Source organism: Synechococcus sp. CCAP 1479/10 (genome assembly GCF_019038515.1).
GTDB lineage: Bacteria > Cyanobacteriota > Cyanobacteriia > PCC-6307 > Cyanobiaceae > Cyanobium.
The window spans coordinates 149,901-167,144 of the sequence record NZ_JAFKRJ010000026.1; the positions used below are offsets into that span (position 1 = coordinate 149,901).

General features: G+C 70.8%; 18 protein-coding genes. 6 read left to right on the top strand and 12 right to left on the bottom strand.

Translation table 11 applies throughout. The annotated features are described in order from the left end of the window. Window positions 1-30: 30 nt before the first annotated feature. Window positions 31-345 (top strand): hypothetical protein, encoded by a 315-nt coding sequence (locus KUG39_RS09000; RefSeq protein WP_233133818.1) that lies wholly within the window; start codon window positions 31-33, stop codon window positions 343-345. Window positions 346-356: 11 nt separating this feature from the next. On the opposite strand, the gene KUG39_RS09005 is transcribed toward KUG39_RS09000, so the two are convergent. From KUG39_RS09005 to rpmG, 3 genes are all read right to left on the bottom strand, one after another. Then, a complete protein-coding gene (locus tag KUG39_RS09005) occupies window positions 357-2,396 on the bottom strand; it encodes an RNB domain-containing ribonuclease (RefSeq protein WP_216914589.1) in 2,040 nt (679 codons plus the stop codon). Window position 2,397: 1 nt separating this feature from the next. Continuing rightward, the gene (gene rpsR, locus KUG39_RS09010; protein ID WP_006041316.1) at window positions 2,398-2,619 is read right to left on the bottom strand and encodes a 30S ribosomal protein S18; all 222 of its coding nucleotides are present in this window, start codon (window positions 2,617-2,619) and stop codon (window positions 2,398-2,400) included. Between the two features lie 89 nt (window positions 2,620-2,708). Beyond that, the gene (rpmG, locus tag KUG39_RS09015) at window positions 2,709-2,903 is read right to left on the bottom strand and encodes a 50S ribosomal protein L33 (RefSeq protein WP_015108195.1); all 195 of its coding nucleotides are present in this window, start codon (window positions 2,901-2,903) and stop codon (window positions 2,709-2,711) included. Between the two features lie 112 nt (window positions 2,904-3,015). Here rpmG and pheT point away from each other — a divergent pair, with 112 nt between their 5' ends. Beyond that, a complete protein-coding gene (gene pheT / locus KUG39_RS09020; protein ID WP_216914591.1) occupies window positions 3,016-5,472 on the top strand; it encodes a phenylalanine--tRNA ligase subunit beta in 2,457 nt (818 codons plus the stop codon). Here the strand turns inward: pheT and rlmD are convergent. Next, window positions 5,469-6,839, bottom strand: a complete 1,371-nt coding sequence (gene rlmD, locus KUG39_RS09025; RefSeq protein ID WP_216914593.1) for a 23S rRNA (uracil(1939)-C(5))-methyltransferase RlmD — start codon at window positions 6,837-6,839, stop codon at window positions 5,469-5,471. The two genes, pheT and rlmD, sit on opposite strands and share 4 nt — an antisense overlap. 122 nt (window positions 6,840-6,961) lie before the next feature. Here rlmD and KUG39_RS09030 point away from each other — a divergent pair, with 122 nt between their 5' ends. Further along, window positions 6,962-7,456, top strand: a complete 495-nt coding sequence (locus tag KUG39_RS09030) for an allophycocyanin subunit alpha-B (protein ID WP_216914595.1) — start codon at window positions 6,962-6,964, stop codon at window positions 7,454-7,456. Between the two features lie 988 nt (window positions 7,457-8,444). On the opposite strand, the gene KUG39_RS09035 is transcribed toward KUG39_RS09030, so the two are convergent. After that, the gene (locus tag KUG39_RS09035; RefSeq protein ID WP_094584561.1) at window positions 8,445-9,527 is read right to left on the bottom strand and encodes a J domain-containing protein; all 1,083 of its coding nucleotides are present in this window, start codon (window positions 9,525-9,527) and stop codon (window positions 8,445-8,447) included. A 45-nt stretch (window positions 9,528-9,572) separates the two neighbouring features. Continuing rightward, window positions 9,573-11,234, bottom strand: coding sequence for a DUF3370 family protein (locus KUG39_RS09040; protein ID WP_216914597.1), 1,662 nt, complete (start codon window positions 11,232-11,234; stop codon window positions 9,573-9,575). A 143-nt stretch (window positions 11,235-11,377) separates the two neighbouring features. On the opposite strand from KUG39_RS09040, the gene KUG39_RS09045 reads away from it, so the two are divergent. Further along, a complete protein-coding gene (locus tag KUG39_RS09045) occupies window positions 11,378-11,569 on the top strand; it encodes a sigma factor SigF (protein ID WP_094584563.1) in 192 nt (63 codons plus the stop codon). Here the strand turns inward: KUG39_RS09045 and KUG39_RS09050 are convergent. The 4 genes from KUG39_RS09050 to KUG39_RS09065 form a co-directional block, all read right to left on the bottom strand. After that, window positions 11,517-12,281: a sigma-70 family RNA polymerase sigma factor gene (locus KUG39_RS09050; RefSeq protein WP_216914599.1), complete on the bottom strand. Its 765-nt coding sequence runs from the start codon at window positions 12,279-12,281 to the stop codon at window positions 11,517-11,519. The genes KUG39_RS09045 and KUG39_RS09050 overlap by 53 nt on opposite strands. A gap of 166 nt (window positions 12,282-12,447) precedes the next feature. After that, complete coding sequence (locus KUG39_RS09055) at window positions 12,448-13,278, bottom strand: ATP adenylyltransferase family protein (RefSeq protein ID WP_216914601.1); 831 nt, start codon at window positions 13,276-13,278, stop codon at window positions 12,448-12,450. Beyond that, window positions 13,268-14,317: a SpoIID/LytB domain-containing protein gene (locus tag KUG39_RS17310; protein ID WP_353617369.1), complete on the bottom strand. Its 1,050-nt coding sequence runs from the start codon at window positions 14,315-14,317 to the stop codon at window positions 13,268-13,270. Before KUG39_RS17310 ends, KUG39_RS09055 begins: the two co-directional genes overlap by 11 nt. 117 nt (window positions 14,318-14,434) lie before the next feature. Further along, window positions 14,435-15,355: an NAD(P)H-dependent glycerol-3-phosphate dehydrogenase gene (locus KUG39_RS09065; protein ID WP_216914603.1), complete on the bottom strand. Its 921-nt coding sequence runs from the start codon at window positions 15,353-15,355 to the stop codon at window positions 14,435-14,437. A 63-nt stretch (window positions 15,356-15,418) separates the two neighbouring features. Between KUG39_RS09065 and KUG39_RS09070 the strand changes: the two genes are divergently transcribed. Beyond that, entirely contained in the window at window positions 15,419-16,147 is a 729-nt protein-coding gene (locus tag KUG39_RS09070; protein WP_216914605.1) for an SDR family NAD(P)-dependent oxidoreductase, read from the top strand. Between the two features lie 22 nt (window positions 16,148-16,169). On the opposite strand, the gene KUG39_RS09075 is transcribed toward KUG39_RS09070, so the two are convergent. Then, window positions 16,170-16,556, bottom strand: a complete 387-nt coding sequence (locus tag KUG39_RS09075; protein WP_190609421.1) for a DUF2237 family protein — start codon at window positions 16,554-16,556, stop codon at window positions 16,170-16,172. A gap of 116 nt (window positions 16,557-16,672) precedes the next feature. Here KUG39_RS09075 and KUG39_RS09080 point away from each other — a divergent pair, with 116 nt between their 5' ends. Further along, a complete protein-coding gene (locus tag KUG39_RS09080; RefSeq protein WP_015108208.1) occupies window positions 16,673-16,900 on the top strand; it encodes a DUF8667 family protein in 228 nt (75 codons plus the stop codon). Between the two features lie 31 nt (window positions 16,901-16,931). Here KUG39_RS09080 and KUG39_RS09085 read toward each other — a convergent pair whose 3' ends face one another. Further along, a complete protein-coding gene (locus KUG39_RS09085) occupies window positions 16,932-17,204 on the bottom strand; it encodes a small RNA NsiR4-regulated ssr1528 family protein (RefSeq protein ID WP_094584569.1) in 273 nt (90 codons plus the stop codon). Window positions 17,205-17,244 lie beyond the last annotated feature (40 nt).

Here is a 17,244-nt window from a genome sequence, read left to right on the forward strand (position 1 = left end):
TCAGGATGGGCTGATCAGCTCCCTTGCCCCATGGTTTCCACTAACCCAGGATCCGCCCTCCGGCCCCTGCCCGTGCTGCTCTCGGTGGCAGGTTCGGCGCTGCTGCTGGCCGCCCTGCCCGCCCGGGCCCAGGGCCTCAACAACATGCGCGACCAGCTGATCATCCATTACTGCACCCTGGCGGTGAATGCCGATTTCACCAAGGCGGGCAAGCCGGTGCCGGCCGGCCTGGCGAAGGACACCTGCACCTGCGTCGCCCAGCAGGTCAACGCCCGAGCCTCCATTGCCCAGGCCGAAACCATCTGCAAGCAGCAGGCGATGGGCAAGTACAACCTCAGCCCCTGAGGCCGCCGGGGTCAGCCCGCGGCCGTGAAGCGCAGCAGGTCCCGCAGGGAATCCACCTGCTGCAGCCGCACCAGCAGAGCGTCGCCGGGACCGGGGTCGCCATGGCACTCGGCGGCCAGATCCATGGCCAGATCGGGCAGGTGCACCAGGCCGAGCCGGTCCTGGGGCCGCAGCCAGCGCAGGAACAGCCCCGGCCACTGGTGCTGCTCCTGGGCCTCGAACCACACCTGCTGCCAGTGGCGCTGGTCCTCCCGGGCGATCTGCAGTCCCTGGCGGATGGCCCCCTCCAGCTCCGCCAGCAGCGCCCCCAGCTCCGCCTCCTCCAGCACCGGCTGCCCCTGCTGATGGACCAGCAGCTGGCGTTGCACCAGCAGGTCGTTGTAACGGCGGATCGGTGAGGTGGCCTGCACGTAGCAGGGGAGGCCCAGGGAAAAGTGGGGGGCTGGAGTGGTGCCCAGATGGCCCCGGCTGAGGCAGCGCTTGATGGCGGCATGGCGCACCGGACCGGCTGGCAGGCTCGCCAGTTCCACCTCAGGCGGCAACTCCGCCGTCAGCTGGCTGCGGTAGGGCAGGGCCAGACCCTGCTCCTGGCCGTGTTGGGCGATCACGGCTCCGGCCAGGATCATGGCCTCGGCCACCAGGGTGCGCGACGGGGACGGCTCAGTGATCTCCAGCTGGGCCCCCAGCTCGTCGCAGCGGATCCGACCCTCGGGCTGGTCCAGATCGAGGGCCCCCCGGGCCAGCCGCCAGCGCCGCCGCCGCTCCATCAGGGCATGAATCTCTTCGAGATAGCGCTCCTGGGGCGGGGCCAGCTCGATCAGCTCATCGGCATCGGCATAACTCAGGCGGTAGGCGGGCCGCACCCAGCTGGACTCCAGCCCATGGGCGGCCACGGCGCCGTCATCGGCCAGCTCCACCCACAGGCTCAGGGCCGGGCAGCACTGACCCATGCGCAGGCTCATCGGGCCGGTGCTGAGCACCTCGGGGAACATTGGCAGTGGCCCCCGGGCCAGGTAGAGGCTGCTGGCCCGGCGCCGGGCCTCGGTGTCGAGGGGGCTGTCCGCTGCCACCAGCCGGCCCGGGTCGGCGATGTGGATCCACAGCCGCGGTGTGCCATCGGGCCCCTGCTCCAGGGAGAGGCCGTCGTCGATGTCGCGGGTGTCCGCATCGTCGATCGTGACGGTGTGCAGGCCGGTGAGGTCGCGGCGGCGCTCGTCACCGGGAAGCTCCGTGGCGGCCAGCGCCACCAGCCGCCGGGCCTCAGCTTCGAGCTCCTCGCTGAAGCCCGCCTGCCAGGTGGTGTTCTCCAGCGAGGGCAGATGGTGCCGCTCCCATAGGCCCAGGTCCACCAGCAGGTGCCGGATCGGCGAGGCTTCCATCGCGCAGTGGGCCGCCTGCAGGGCGCGGTGCAGGTCGTCGGGCAGGGGGCGGCTGGTGTCGCCGCTGGCCCACTCCCGCAGCAGGACCAGGTGCTGGCGCTGTTCGGGATCGAGCTGCTGGGGATCGATCGGGCGGCGCTGGCGCAGGGCGTCCTGCCACCGGCGACGGCGCTGCTCGGCCAGCTGCTGGCGGCGGGCGTCCCGCCGCAGCCGGCGCACATCCACCAGCGGCCGGGGCTCCACCTGCTGCTGGCGCCAACGGAACAGGGTCTGGGGGCCCTGCAGCCACAGCCAGCAGGCGGCCCGCTGGATCGGGTTGCCGCCGTCGCCGATCAGGTCGACGAAGTCCCCAAGCTCGAGGGACGACGGGTCGTCCAGCAGCAACAACCAGGCCGCCCCCAGCTCCCGGGGGCTGGGGGCGGCCTGCTGCAACGCCTCCGGACTCAGACCCCAGGGGGGCTGGGACAGGCGTGTGGGGGGCGGTTGATCGCTGGGGAGGGCGGCCAGCAGATCGAGCTGCCGGACCCCCCGGTGGACGGCCTTGGCCTCGAAACCCACCTTGAGATCGAGGCGCGTGCCTTTCTCGGCCACGACGACCGCCAGCAGACTGCGGCTGTCGTCGTGGAGGCCGACCAGGTCACCCGCCGTGAACCGACGCGAGGCGGAGGGCAACTCAGCCTTCGGGATTCACGAAGGGCAGCAGGGCCACGATCCGGGCCCGCTTGACGGCATTGGTGAGGTCGCGCTGCTGCTTGGCGGTCAGGCCGGTGAGGCGGCGGGGCAGGATCTTGCCGCGCTCGGTGATGAACTTCTTGAGCAGATCGACGTCCTTGTAGTCGATCGGATCACCGGGCTTGATCGGTGAGAGGCGCTTCTTGAAGAAGGAACTGGACATGGGAACGGAGTGGGGGAACGAAAGGAGAAAACTGCCGCTGCAGGGGCCGCGGGACGATCAGGCGATGGGATTCCGCAGGGAATCCAGCCTCACTTGATCTCCTTGTGGACGGTGGAGGCGTTGCAGTGGGGGCAGAACTTCTTGAGTTCGATCCGTTCGGTGGTGTTGCGGCGGTTCTTCTGGGTCGTGTAACGGGACACGCCAGGGGACCGCTTGGCGGGGTTGGACCGGCATTCGGTGCACTCGAGGGTGATCACCAGCCGGACGCCCTTGTTCTTGGCCATGGAAGGACGTTGCGCCGCGGATGCGTTGCAGAGAGACGATCCTGCACCTTACCTCCCGATGGGGAGGGCCCTGATCGCTTCCTAATGTGGGCGGCTGCTGTGCAACCCTCCGATGCTGGTTTCGCTCCAATGGCTCCGGGAGCTGGTCAGCGTGGAACCGGCCGCTCTCGTGCCTGAACACCTGGCGGAGCGCCTCTCGATCGCCGGTTTCGAGGTGGAGGCCATCGAGGATCTGGCGGCCCGGGCGGCCGGGGTGGTGGTGGGCCATGTGGTGCAGCGCGATCCCCATCCCAATGCCGACAAGCTCAGTGTCTGCAAGGTGGATGTGGGGGCTGGCGAGCCCCTTCAGATCGTCTGCGGCGCCCCCAATGTGCGCCAGGGCCTGCACGTGCCCGTGGCCCTGGTGGGCAGCACCCTGCCGGCGGTGGGGCTGACGATCAAACCGGCCGAGCTGCGGGGGGTGGCCAGCAGCGGCATGATCTGCTCCCTGCGGGAGCTGGGTCTCGACGACGGCAGCGATGGCATCGCCGAACTCGACCAGCTGCTGGACACGGTGCCCCCCCTCGGCACGCCCGTGGGTCCGCTGCTCGGCCTGGACGATCAGGTGCTGGAACTGGCGATCACCGCCAACCGCCCCGATGGCCTCTCAATGCGCGGCATCGCCCGCGAGGTGGCGGCCCTCAGCGGCGGCAGCACCACCTTCCCAGCGGCGGCGCCCGTGGTGACGGCCCAGCCCCTGGCCGCACCGGCGGCCGACCGCGAGGCCATCGAGGCGGGTGGCCTGTTCAGCCTCACCGCCCTCGACGGCCTGAAGGTCGGTCCCTCCCCGGACTGGCTGCGCCAGCGCCTGGAGCGGGCCGGTGTGCGCCCCATCAACAACGTGGTGGACATCACCAACCTGGTGATGCTGGAGACGGGCCAGCCCCTGCATGCCTTCGACCGGGATCGCCTGGGGGCGCTGATGGGCGGCACCCCCGAGCCGGCCAGCATCGGCCTGCGCCAGGGCCGCAGCGGTGAGGCCTTCGTCGCCCTCGACGGCCAGGAGCGCACCTTGAGCGAGGAGGCCCTGGTGGTCACCTGCGCGGGCCACCCCATTGCCCTGGCCGGGGTGATGGGGGGCCTCGCCGAGGCCGTCACCGAAGCCACCACCGCCATCTGGCTGGAGGCGGCCGTCTTCGCCCCCCAGGCGGTGCGCCGCTCCGCCCGCAGCGTCGGGCTGCGCACCGAGGCCAGCAGCCGCTTCGAGAAGGGGGTGCCGCGGGAGATCACCCTGGCCGCCGCCGACCGGGCCGTGGCCCTGCTGCAGGAGCTGGCCGGAGCCCGGGTGGAGGGCCGCTGGCTGCACCAGCGGTCCCCGTCTCCCCAGGCGCCCCTTGCCCTGCGCCGCGACGCCCTCCACAACCTGCTGGGTCCGGTGCTGGTGGAGGGCGAGGCCCAGGACCTGGACGATGAACGCATCACCGCCACCCTGGAGGCCCTCGGCTGCGTCCTCGAGGAGGACGAGGAGGGCTGGCAGGTGCGGGTGCCGCCCGAGCGGGCCATGGACCTCAGGCGTGAAGTCGACCTGATCGAGGAGGTGGCCCGGCTGGTGGGCTACGACCACTTCGCCGCCCATCTGCCCGATCCGCTGATCCCCGGCGGCCTGGAGCCGGCCCAGCAGCTGGAACGCCGCCTGCGCCGCAGCCTCTGCGCCGCCGGCCTGCAGGAGATCGTCTCCCTGTCGCTGGTGGCGGCGGCCCCGGGCCGGGTGCCCCTGGCCAATCCGCTCCTGGCCGACTACGGCCACCTGCGCGACAACCTGCACCAAGAGCTGCTCCAGGCCGCCCGCCGCAACCTGCAGGCCTCCCTGGGGGGCTTCTGGGGCTTCGAGATCGGCCGGGTGTTCCCGGGTGGTGGGGCCAGCGGTGAGGCGCGCCATGGGGAACGCACCTTGCTGGTGGGAGTGATCGCCGGGGAGCGGCGCGCCGAACGCTGGCGCAGCTCCGGCAAGCCCGCCCCCCCGGACTACTTCCAGGCCCGCGGCGTGCTCCAGGCCGGTCTGGAGCCCCTGCGCCTGCCCCTGGAGGACCGTCCCCTGACCGACGCCCCGCTGCTGCACCCCGGCCGCGCCGCCCAGCTGCTGGTGGAAGGCAAGTCCGCCGGCTGGTTCGGCCAGCTCCACCCGGCCGAGGCCGACGCCCTCGACCTGCCGGCCGCCACCTATGTGTTCCAGCTCGAACTGGAGCCCCTGCTCAGCGCCGGCACCCGCCGCAACCGCTGGCAGCCCAGCTTCCGCGCCTACCCCACCGTGCCGGCCTCGGAACGCGATCTGGCCCTTGTCGTTCCCGCCGACACCACGGCCGCCGACCTGCTGGCGGCGATCCGCAAGGCGGGCAAGCCTCTGCTGGAGCAGGCCGAGCTGATCGACCGCTACGAGGGCGCCCAGGTGGAGGCCGGCCGCTGCAGCCAGGCCTTCCGCCTGCGCTACCGCGACAGCGCCCGCACCCTCACCGACGAGGAGGTGGAGGCGGCCCATGGGCGGGTGCGCGAGGCCCTGGAGCGCCGCTTCGGCGCCGAACAGCGCCGCTAGAGCCTCTCCAGGGCCGCCAGGGCCTCCACGTGGCTGGTGTTGGGGAAGAAGTCCACCGGCTGCACCCAGTTCAGCCGGTAGACCCCTGAGCCGCACAGCTGGGCCAGGTCGCGGGCCAGGGCCGCCGGATCACAGCTCACGTAGGCGATGCGCTCCGGTCGTGCCGCCAGGATCGCGGCGGTGGCGAACGGGTTCAGCCCCTTGCGGGGCGGATCCAGCACCAGGGCCTGCTGGCCCTGGAGGCGCTCCTCCAGCACCTGGGGCACGTCGGCCTGCTCGAAGCTCGCCCGATCCTCCAGGCCGTTGGCGGAGGCATTCAGCCGGGCCATGGTCACGGCACCGGCGTGCAGCTCCAGGCCGGTGACCTGCCAGCCGGCGGCGGCCAGGGGCAGGCTGTAGGTGCCGATGCCGCAGTAGGCATCGAGCAGGCAGCCGCCGGCGGGAGCCGGGCCGAGGGCTTCGATCAGATGGGGAACCAGCCGTTCGGCCTGGCGGGTGTTGACCTGGAAGAAGGTGTCGGCGGCGATGCGGAAGCGCAGCCCGGCGAAGGACTCGTGGAGCCACTCCCGGCCGCGGATCACCCGGGTCTCGTCGCCCATCAGCCGATTGGTGGGCAGGGGCTGGAGGTTGAGGCAGACACCCACCAGTTCGGGCCAGCGCTCGCACCAGGCGTCGGCGAGGGCCTCGAGGCCGGGCAGGTCGTCATGGCTGCTGATCAGGGTGATGAGCAGCTCCCCGGTGGCCGCCCCCACCCGCAGGCCCAGGTGGCGCAGACCGGGACCCTCCACGGCCTCGGAGTCGTTGCCGTGGCGATCGATCGGCCAGTCGCTGGCTTCGATGTCGGCCTTGAGGGGAGCGATCAGGGCGTCGATGCGCGGGTCGAGCACCGGGCAGCGGGCCATGTTGACGATCTGGTGCGAGCCCCGGCGGTAGTAGCCGGCGCGCAGGCGGCCATCGGCCCGGCGCTCCAGAGGAATCAGGGCGCGGTTGCGGTAGCCGAGGGTCGGATCGGCCGCCAGCAGCGGCCGCACAGGGGCGCTCAGGCCGCCGATGCGCTGCAGGGTCTGCTCGAGGCTGCGCTGCTTCCAGGCGGCCTGGGCCCCGTCCGCCAGGGGCTGGAGGCTGCAGCCACCGCAGTTGTCAGCGAGGATGCAGGGGGGCCGGCGGCGGTCGCCAGAGGGCGTCAGCACCCGCAGCAGCTGACCCACCAGATGGCGCCGCGCCACCGCCTGCAGGCGCACCTGCACGGTGTCCCCGGGCAGGGCGCCGCTGACGAACACCACAAGCCCGTCGTGGCGCCCCACCCCCTGCCCGTCATGGCCCAGGTCGGTGATCTCCAGCTCGAGCCTGTCGCCCACCGAGGCCATCTGGATTCCGCAGCACTGCAGCGACCCTATCGGGGGTCGTGCAAAGGGGCGTTACACCTTGCGCCAGGAGCCCTGGCGGAGGCTTCGGGCTCGATAGGATTCGCCGGACTGTGGTCGCTGCTATGAGCGTCGTTCGCGATCTGATCCTCCAGGCCGATGATCAGCTCCGCTACCCCACCGGCGGCGAGCTGCGCACGATGGTGGAGTTCCTCAGCGGCGGGGCCCGCCGGCTGAGTGTCGTCAGGGTGCTGACGGACAACGAGAAAAAGATCATCGCCGAAGCGTCCAAACAGCTCTTCCTGCGCAAGCCGGACTACGTGGCCCCCGGAGGCAATGCTTTCGGCCAGAAGCAACGGGCCCAGTGCCTGCGTGATTACAGCTGGTACCTGCGGCTGGTCACCTACGGAATCCTGGCCGGCAGCACCGAGCTGATTCAGCAGATCGGCGTGGTGGGCGCCCGCGAGATGTACAACAGCCTGGGCGTGCCCCTCCCCGGCATGGTGGAGGCGATGCGCACCCTCAAGGAGGCGGCCCTGGTGCTGCTGGGTGCTGAAGAAGCCACTCTGGCCGGCCCCTACTTCGATTACCTGATCCAGGGACTCCAGACCTCCACCTGAGCGGCCCGATCGTCTCACCCTGGTCCAATCCCTGGTCTGACAGTGGGTCCGGCATGAGACGACCAGCCAAATTCCCGTAAGCCTTCGAGCCTTCCTCCCCGTCACGTTCGTGACGGGGTTTTTTGTATGGACTTCTGCGATGGGAGCGATGCCCGCCGGTGGCACGGACGATCACCTGGGCAGCGGCAGGGGTGAATCATAGTTCTCATGCGGGACTCGCTCCTTGTCCTGGACTGAGACCCGAGCCAGCCAGTTGCGACGCATGGACGGCGGTGCTGGCTGGTTCATGGGTTGGCGGTTCGTGGTCCAGGTGCTGGACGGCATGCCTGGTCGGCAAGGCGATGGCCTGGTCGGAGATGGGGCCGCCATGGCGCGTGGGAAGCGGATCCAGCGGAAGCTCCTCAGTTGTCGCACATGGGACGCAAGACCAGTCCCATGACAACACTCAGCTGAGACTTCTGATGAGCATGCTGCGGGTTCTCTGCGTGCGGATGGACAAGCCTTTGGCGACGGCTCTCCATCTGGGGGTCTTCGAGCGGTTTCCGCGGGATCGGTCGCTTCGGGCCATCGATTCAAGCTGCGTATCTGTGTCAAAGACAGATACGCAAAGATTCGGGAGCCAGTAGTTCCAAGGCGTTTCAGGCGCTGTCCAAACCATGGACATGGCCATCGGCCTGGGCAGGCACCCCTGGACAGCCACTGCGCCTGCGGTCCATCGGTCGTCGACTGTCGGCAGAGGTCACAACGTGGAGGAGGTCGGTCGCCACAAATGAAATCGACGAAAAATCACGGTCCTGCGGATAGCGTACAAGTCCAGTGCCGAGACACGCAGCTGGTCTTATCTGGGTCGGCTGAGATGCAAGCGTCATGGGGATGGGAGCCCTCCATCCCATGCTGCCTACCTGGGACACAGTGTTAGACCAGGTCCTTGTCTCATCCGAGATGCCTGGGCAACTCACGACGCCCCTGATCGGTGCGCGCGGTGAGATCAGCGGTCGCTCGCAGCGCCCTGCCGATAGAGCTCCTTGAGCAGTTGATAGGCCTCGTTGAGGCGTCGCATCGCCTCAACCGACCCGCCGGCGTCAGGATGGTGGCTCTGGGCCATGTCCCGGTAGGCCTCGCGGATCTGGGCAAGGGTCAGGCGCTGGCCGGGATCGGTGGGCAACTGCAGCAGCCGCAGGGCGCCGTGCAGGGTCATGGTGTGCTCCAGCGTCTGGAAGGACGTGCCGCGGCGGCGGCGGCGGAAGCGGTGCACGAAGCGCCGGATCAGGGTCGGGATTCGCAGGCTCAGGGTCGAACCACTGAAGGGGTCTTCCAGCACACCGGCGGTGACCATCACCCGCTCGAACGTCGGCGGGCCATCGCTCCAGCCGGGAACGAACTGCTGCATCACCTGGCAGGCGCCGGACCAGGTGAACGTCCGCCCATCACTCTGGTCCGACTGGGGCCAGATGTCCTGGGCCAGCCACAGCATGGCCGCCTCCAGCACCGCTTCGTTAGCCGGCGACCCATAGAGCGTGCGCCAGTGGTTGCCGGCCTCCTCCATCGCCTGCTGCACCACCTCCCCGCCGAGGGGCGGCAGGGGGGTCAGGGGCAGGGGCCCGGCGCTCTGCCGTGCCGTGGGCCGCAGGCTGCGCTTGAGGACATCAGAGCGGCGACGCACGAACCCGGGCAGATCGATGCCCCCGCCAGCAGGCTGGGGCCGCGGGGCATGCTCTGCCGGCGCTTCCCACTCGAATTCCGCCTGCAGGGTGTCCATCGCCCCCCGGCCCACCAGCACCAGGGCCCCCTGCTCCTCCAGGTCCCGCTCGTCATCGTCGTGACGCTGGGTTGACCGGCCCTCCGGCGCCTGACCAAGGCCCCCACCGGCATCGCCAACACCAAGGCCATCGCCGTCAGCCTCACCGTCCCCCTCCTCACCGGAGCCGAACAGATCGTCGAGCAGACGCTCGAGCACATCGCCCCGGCTGCGGATGCCCCACTCCCGCCGCAGGTGATCCAGGTGGGCCACCAGCTCCCGGGTGAGGTCGAGGCTGATCCGCTGTCGGGCGTCGTTCGACTTCTCAGCCAAGGCAGCCCTCCATCGGTGCTGGGTTCGCTGGCATCGGACGGCTGGTCAGGGTCCCCGCTGGTCCCGCAGGAACTGTTGCTGGGCCTCCACGGCCTCCCGGTAGCGATCGACCAGCGATCCGCCGCCCGCGGCGGTGCCGGAGCGGCTGCGCATCGGCGTGATCATGGGGGACGGGGCCAGGACGCCCCGGTTGGTTGAGGGCAGCGGCGGTGGCGGCGTCAGCCAACCGGGGGCCGGCGCCGGACGGAGCATCTGGGACGGCGGCACCAGGGGACCGGTGCCGCCCCCCGTCGGCGTCGGGGTGATGGTGGCGGCCGGCGGCAGGACGGTGAGCGCCGGAGGGGCGACGGGCGGCGGGGCAGGCCGGACGGTGGCACCGGCCCGGGCCAGTTCCAGCTGCCGTTCCCGTTCCTGGACCATGGCCAGCTGGCTGGCGCTCACCACGCTCAGCAGATGGCCCGGGGTGGCATCGGCCGGGTAGACGAGGCTGACCCGCACGGGGTTCACGACCCCTGGAGTGAGATCGATCTGGCCCAGGGACAGGCTCTGCCCCGAGCGCAGCCCCACATGCACCTCCCGCAGGCCGGCGGGGGTCTGGATCTGGATGGAGCCCCGGAAGGCCGTGAAGGGCTGGCCGCCGATCAGGGTGGGGTGGCTCATCACCAGCTCGTAGGGGCCGTTGCCCTTGAGGTTCAGGTCGATGTCGAAGCGCACCCCGTAGGTGCCGACGTTGTCGAGGGACGAATCGACCATGCGGGTGGCCAGGGCGTTGACCTGCACGTCCCGGGTGCCGAAATGGTGCCGGTCGGTGCTGGTGAAGGGCACGTGCAGCGGCCCTTTGGCGTCGAGATCGTGGGTGATCGAGGCCTGGTACGCATCGCCAAGGGCCACGCCGCCCACCCGGGAGAAGATCCGCCGGTTGTGGATGTCGTTGATGCGACTCAGATAGACCCTCCCCGGGGCCAGGCGGCCCTCATCCAGCACCGCCAGCACCTGGCTGTAGGAGTCCTCCGCCTTGGCGGCCACCACGGCGATCTGGAAGGGGCCGTCACTGCGGCCGCGCAGCAGGGCGTTGGCGATCCCCAGGGCCGGCAGCTGGGTCTGGAAGAGCACGATGCGGCTGCGGGCCGGAATCGTGATCTCGTCGGTCAGGCGGCTGTCCAGCCGGCCGCGGAGCATCTGCACCGCGGTGGCGTCCCCGGGGCCGGTGTTCCAGGGCCGGGGACCGAGCGGCTTGACCCCCATCAGGTTGTTGGCCAGGTAGGGGGCCTCGAAGCTGTTGCGCACCGCCCCCTTGGAGAAGCGGATGTGGACAGGGCGCACCCCCGGATTGATCAGGACCGCCGCCAGGGTGAGCTCCGCGCGGCGGCTGCCGGGGGCGATGGAGCGCCGGTTGGGGGGGAAGTACTTGTGGTGCAGGTGCATGCCGAATTCCCCGTTGAAGGTGTACTCGGCATTGCGCAGGGCCTGGCCCGTCTCGGCGGCATAGGCGTAGCCGGGCGCCGTGTTGATCAGGATCCCCGGCCCCTCCACCTCCTCCGGCTGGTTGGAGTGCAGCACCGGCACGCTGTTGAAGGTGCCGTTCAGGGGCCGGGCTTTCTGACCGGCCATCAGGGCCACGTAGGCGTGGGCGGGCTGTGCCAGCACCAGGCCCAGACCCAGCGTCAGCCAGACACCGATGGGACCAATGGAGGGGACTGATCTCAAATTGCGACAGGCTGGTGGTGTGGGTGGCCAGAGGACGGTAAGGCGGGATGCGACCGTCCCAACCGTTAGGGGGTGCGTGGACCTGGGCAGCCCCGGATGGAACGACGGGCTCGCTAGAACGGACCCACTCTGCAGATTTTGTCATGATTCCTCCCTTCGGGTACTGCTCCGGGTCGGAGTCCGGAGCCAGCGCCCTGCGGCGGTATCAGGAACGCAAGCTGCGCCTGCTCAGCTTCTGGCGCGATGGCATCGAGCGGCAGCTGGCCGCGATGAACGCCGCCATCAGCACCCTGGAACAGCAGATGCACCGCGATCAGGCCGATCCGCAGGGCTGAGCCCGCGGGCATCGAGCTCCAGTCGCAGCTGCTCCAGGGCTTTGTGCAGCAGGCGTTTCACCGTCATCGGGCTGACCTCCATCTGGCGCCCGAGGCGCCGGTAGCTCCAGCCGGCCAGAACCACCTGGCGCACCACCAGTTGCTGGCGGGGCTCCAGCAGGGCCAGCAGCATGGCCACCGAAGGACCCGGCTCCTCCTGGCGGCAGGACTCACTGGCGGTGCTGGCGGCCACGGCCTCGACCAGTGCCGGATCGTCGAGGTTGGCGGGCCTGGCCAGCAGCCGCTGCACCTCCAGCCGGCGCCATTCCGTCGTGGTGACCCCCAGGGTCCGGCTCAGCTGCGTGATCGCCCGGCCGGGATCCTCCAGCAGGACGGGGTGACGGCTGAGGCGGTTGAAGCGCTCCTGAAGCTCGGCCTGTCGGCGCGGCAGCCGCACGATCGGGGCCGCATCCCGCAGGTAATGGAGGATCGCTCCGCGGATGTGGGGCCGGGCGAAGGCCTCGAACGGTGTCCGGCGATCCTCGCTGTAGAGCTCGGCGGCCCGGATCAGGCCCATCAGGCCCACCTGCAGCAGATCCTCGAAGGATTCACGGCTGCAGCGGGAATAGTGGAGCGCCAGGGGGCGTACCACCGCCCGGTACTGCTCCACGCGCCGGTTGCGGCGGGCGGCGCTGGAGGGAAGCGTCTGGCGGCTGGTGGGGGAGGGGGCCATGGTCGTGGGGCCTGGGGCGTCGATGTCGTGGAAGCAGGGCGAGCCGCGGCGCCGATGACGGCTGGCGGTGCGCTCCTTTTCCAGAGAGGGCCAGGAGGACCGGAACGCACAACCGTGGAACCACGGAAGTTTCCCGAACCAGGACCCGGCCCCCGGATGCGAAGCCTCAGGCCCGGGGGGCCGCCACGTCCTTCAGCAGGGCCCAGGGACCGTGGCGCTCCAGCCAGCCCCTGTCGGAGCCCTTGGTGATCAGCAGGAAGCCCGCGAAGCCCAGGGCGTTGACGCTGAATCCGGCCCCGTGCTCCCTCACCCGCCGGACGGTCAGGAACCAGTCGTCGTCGAACAGCAGGTTGTAGGGGTGCAGGGGCTCGCCGTCGCGGCCCGGTTCCCCCAGCTCCAGGGCCCGGGCATGGGCGTGGTACAGGCCCTCGAGATCGGACCCACCCAGCGGATCGCTGCGCCGGCTGAGGCGGTAGGCCCAGCTCCAGGCGTGCTCCCCCGTCTCCAGCTGCTCCAGGAACAGCGGCGCCAGGGGGCAGCTGGGCTCGCCGGGCCGGCGTGGCAGCAGCTGCAGATGGCGATGGGGCTGGCTGGCGCCGGAGCGGGCGCCGCTGTTGAAGAACCACAGGCCGCCGGTGTCCTGGCCCACCTTTGCCACTGCCTGCCAGTCGGAGGTCTCGATCCAGCCGCCCTGGGGGCGCCAGTCACGGGTGATCACCAGCAGGTGGGCCTCCTGCACCGGGTACTTGTTCAGCAGCAGCACGTGGGCTGGCTCGAGCAGGTCCACCTGCAGGGGCCTGTCCCAGGGCAGGAAGGGATTGGGCCGGGGCCCCCCCTGGCGCAGATGGCGAGGCGTGGAGGACAGCAGCTCGCGGAGAACGAAAGGCTCCATGCCGGGGTCCGGCAGGATGCGCGTATCGAGGGGCACCAGGGCTCCCTGGCGGCGGGCCAGCTCCGAGACCTCACGGGCCCGTTGCCAATGGCGCTCAGCTCGCACCGGCCTGCAGTCGGGCCAGGGAGGCGCCCCGGTAGTAGCGCCCGAGGATCTCGTTGTACCGCAGGCCCTGCTCCGCCAGATCCTGGGCGCCGTGCTGGCTCATGCTGGCCCCCAGGTGACCGTGGGCCTCCTGGGTGATGCGGGTGGTGGCTGCATAGAGGCTTTCAACGATGCCCCCCTGGTAGCTGAGGATCACCCCGGAGGTGCTGGCGGTGGCCTGGCGGGTGCGGGCGGTGACGCTGCCCAGGCCCCGGTAGGCCTGCCAGCGGGTGGTGTCGCCCAGGTGCCAGTGGGCACTGGCCGGACGGGCCATGTGGGCCATGGCGTAGGACCGGGCCGCCACGGCCTGGGCCTTGAGGGCCTCCATGTTCCAGCTGCTGGGCATTTCGGCACCCACCACCGAGCTGATGTAGCGCTCCAGGGAGACGTGGTTCACGACCTGGAGGCCCTGGGATCCGCGCAGCACCCTCAGGCGGCCTTCGTAGGGGCGCCCGTCCACCTGCAGGACATGGTCGGACCCCGTCTCCATCCAGACCTCGGCCCGTCCGGCCATGGCCGTCGCCAGGTCAGGCGCGTCAGCGGGGCCGCCCTCCTGAACGGGGCGTCCGTCCCGGTCCACCAGTCGCCAGTAGCCGCTGGCGCCGAGCCGGGGGGAGGGGGAGGCGCCCAGCAGGGCCACCCGGATCTCGAGGGGGACCTCCGCGCCGGCCTCCGGTTCCACCAGCGCCGGGTCGGGATGGCTGAGGCTGGTGCGCTGGGCCTGCAGGGAGGCCGCCGCCAGCAGATCCTTGTCGGGGGCTTCGTTGGCTTCGGCGGCCTGCTGGGAGACCTCCCGGGGCTGGGCGATCAGGGCTTCGAGGAGATCGGGATCCGAGCGGGAGGCCCCCGCCGGGATCAGCTCCTGGGCGGCGAAACCGGCCCCCACCGCCACGACGGCCAGGGGGGCGGTGAGCAGGATCGGATGGCGGCGGCAACCGTGGAGCAGGCGCCGGCCCGTGGCCCGGAGGGCGGCGATGGCGGCCTTGACGTGCCGGCTCACGGCAAGGATTCACAAAGGATTGAGAGGATCATGCCGGAGAATCCGGCTCCGTCGCCGCCCGGCGCAGGACGGTCGCCCCATTGCACCGTGCCGCCACACCGGGACAGCCGTCTCGGCTCAGGGCGCGGCTTCGGCCCGCAGGTCGCGCTGCATCAGCTCCTGCACGGCCTGGCGGGCCTCCAGCTCGCCCGCCAGCAGGCGCACCACCTGGCCGCAGATGGGCAGTTGCCAGCCCTCCCTTTCGGCCAGGGCCAGGGTGGCGCGGGCGGTGCGGGGCCCCTCCACGGTGGCGCCGATCCGGCCGAGGGCGGTGGCTTCGTCACAGCCCTCGGCCAGCAGACTGCCGAAGCGGTAGTTGCGGCTGAGGCTGCTGTTGGCCGTGGCCAGCAGGTCCCCCAGGCCGGCCAGGCCGTAGAGGGTGGTCGACTGGCCGCCGAGGGCCTGGAGCACGACGGCGATCTCCGCCAGGCCCCGGCAAAGCAGCGAGGCCTTGGCGTTCGCCCCCAGGCCCAGGCCGTCACTGATGCCGGCCGCCAGGGCGATCACGTTCTTGAGGGCCCCGGCCGCCTCGGTGCCGATGGGGTCGGCATTCGTGTACAGCCGCAGGTGTGGGGTCCGCAGCTGTTCCTGCAGCCGTCGGGCCAGCCCCGGGTCGTCGCTGCTGAGCACACTGGCCGCCGGCAGGCCCCGGTCGAGTTCCTCCGCCAGATTCGGGCCGCTCAGCACCGCCAGCGGCACCGCCGGCAGGTGGCGCCGCCAGAGCTGACTGGCGGTGCAGAGGCTGTCCAGATCGATGCCCTTGCTGCAGCTCAGCAGCGGCAGGCCCTCCGGCCAGCGTCCCTGGAGGCTCTGGCCCAGGGGGGCGACCCCCACCATCGACACGGCCACCACCACCAGGTCGCAGTCCTGCAGCACGGCCGCCGGGTCCCCCCCATCCCGCCGCGACCAGCTGCGCAGATGGTGACCCTGGCGCTCCCAGAGCCGCAGCAACGTGCCGCCCCAGGCACCCCGACCCAGCACGGTGATGCGCAGACTCATGGACCGACGCGCGGGGCGGTTCCCCGGAAGGAACCGCCATCATGCGCCATCCCCGTGTCCGCCATGCCGACCCCCACCAACCCCTACTGGCAGGACTGGGAAGGTCAGGCCCTGATCGTGGGCCCGGGGGGCATCGGCCTGGCGCTGGCGGCCGAGCTGGCCCGGCGGGCACCCGGGCTGCGGATCCGCACCGCCGGCCGCCGTGGGGCGGAGATCCCGCTCGATCTCGCCGATGACCCGAGTCTTGCCGCGCTGGCTGCCCGTGCCGCCGGTGAGCTCGCGCCCCTCCGGGTCGTCATCAACACCGCCGGGCTGCTGCACGACGGCCCCCTGCAGCCGGAGAAGCGCCTCTCCCAGGTGAACCGCCAGGCCCTGGAGCGCAGCTTCGCCGTCAACGCCTTCGGCCCCCTGCTGCTGGCCCAGGCGATCGAAGCCGCCCTGCCAAGGGAACTCCCGGTGCACTTCGCCAGCCTGTCGGCCCGGGTGGGCAGCATCGGCGACAACCGCCTCGGCGGCTGGTACGCCTACCGGGCGGCCAAGGCGGCCCAGAACCAGCTCTTGCGCACCCTGGCGATCGAATGGCAGCGCCGGCTGCCCCACGCCTGCGTGACCCTGCTCCATCCCGGCACCACCGCCACCCCGCTCTCGGCCCCCTTCGGCCGCTCGGTGCCGCCCACGGCCCTGTTCAGCCCGGAGCGGGCCGCCTCTCACCTGCTCGATGTGCTGGAGGGCCAGACGGCCTGCGGCAGCGGTGCCTTCCTCGCCTGGGACGGCTCGCCGGTGCCCTGGTGAGGCGGGGGATGCCGGGCGCCGCTCAGGCGGCGTGGCTGCGCAGGACCTCCAGGGGAATCACCTCGAGGGTGGAGAAGGCGGAGCTCTCCAGCCGCACCGGCGGGGCCATGCCGTCCTCATAGGCCTCCAGCCAGCGGGCGGCGCAGACGCACCAGTGGTCGCCGGGGCGCAGGCCGGGGAAGTTGTAGGCGGGCATCGGTGTCGACAGGTCGTTGCCCTGGGCGCGGCTGTAGCTCAGAAACGACTCGTTCACCACGCAGCAGACCGTGTGACGGCCGAAATCACCGGGATCGGCATGGCAGTAGCCATCCCTGAACCAACCGGTGAGCGGCGCACACCCGCACTCCTGCAGTGGTTCTCCCAGCACATTGCGGCTTTCGGCAGGGGGCTGCAGGGGGGAGGCGACCAAGGCCGGGGCGGTGCAGGAACGGGGAGAGTCTGACGGAGGACTGGCACAATTTGCCCCCAGGAGGTTGACGAATTCCGGGGGAGAGGGGTTAAAGGTCTTTCAGCACGACCCCCTTCATGAGCTGGGATTTCACCGAGGATGCGGCCTTCCTGGCCCTCTGCGACGCCTACAAGGAAAGCGGTGAGCCCTCCGCCATGGAGTTTCTGGCCCATGGCGAGGGTGCCTTCCACTTCCAGGAGCTCACCCAGAACGCCGCCGGTGAGGGGATCGACCTGAGCGACTCCGACGCTCTCGATGCCTTCCAGCAGGACGTGATCGACAGCCTGGAGGAGCTCTGCAGCTGAGTCCCTCCGGCGCTGGGTCCGTCGGGAGGGCTCAGCCGTAGAAGAAGGCGATCTCCTTGTCCTTGAGGCCCTCCCAGCCGGCTTCCCGCAGGCGCTGGTCGAGGGTGAGCCGATCGAGATGCTTGGCTCCGGTGCGGACGATGCGGTTGCGCATCGACTTCTTCACCCCGCTGCGGGCCCGGCGGCTCTCCAGTTCCATCACTTCGCCGTAGAGGGCAAGCATGGCGGCCGGGATCGGGGAGCCGTCCAGATCCACGCCCGCGGCGATGGCGTCATCAACGCCGCCGGGTCCTGCGATGGCCATGGCCAGGGATGCGAAGGGTGAGCAAAGCCTGCCATGGCCG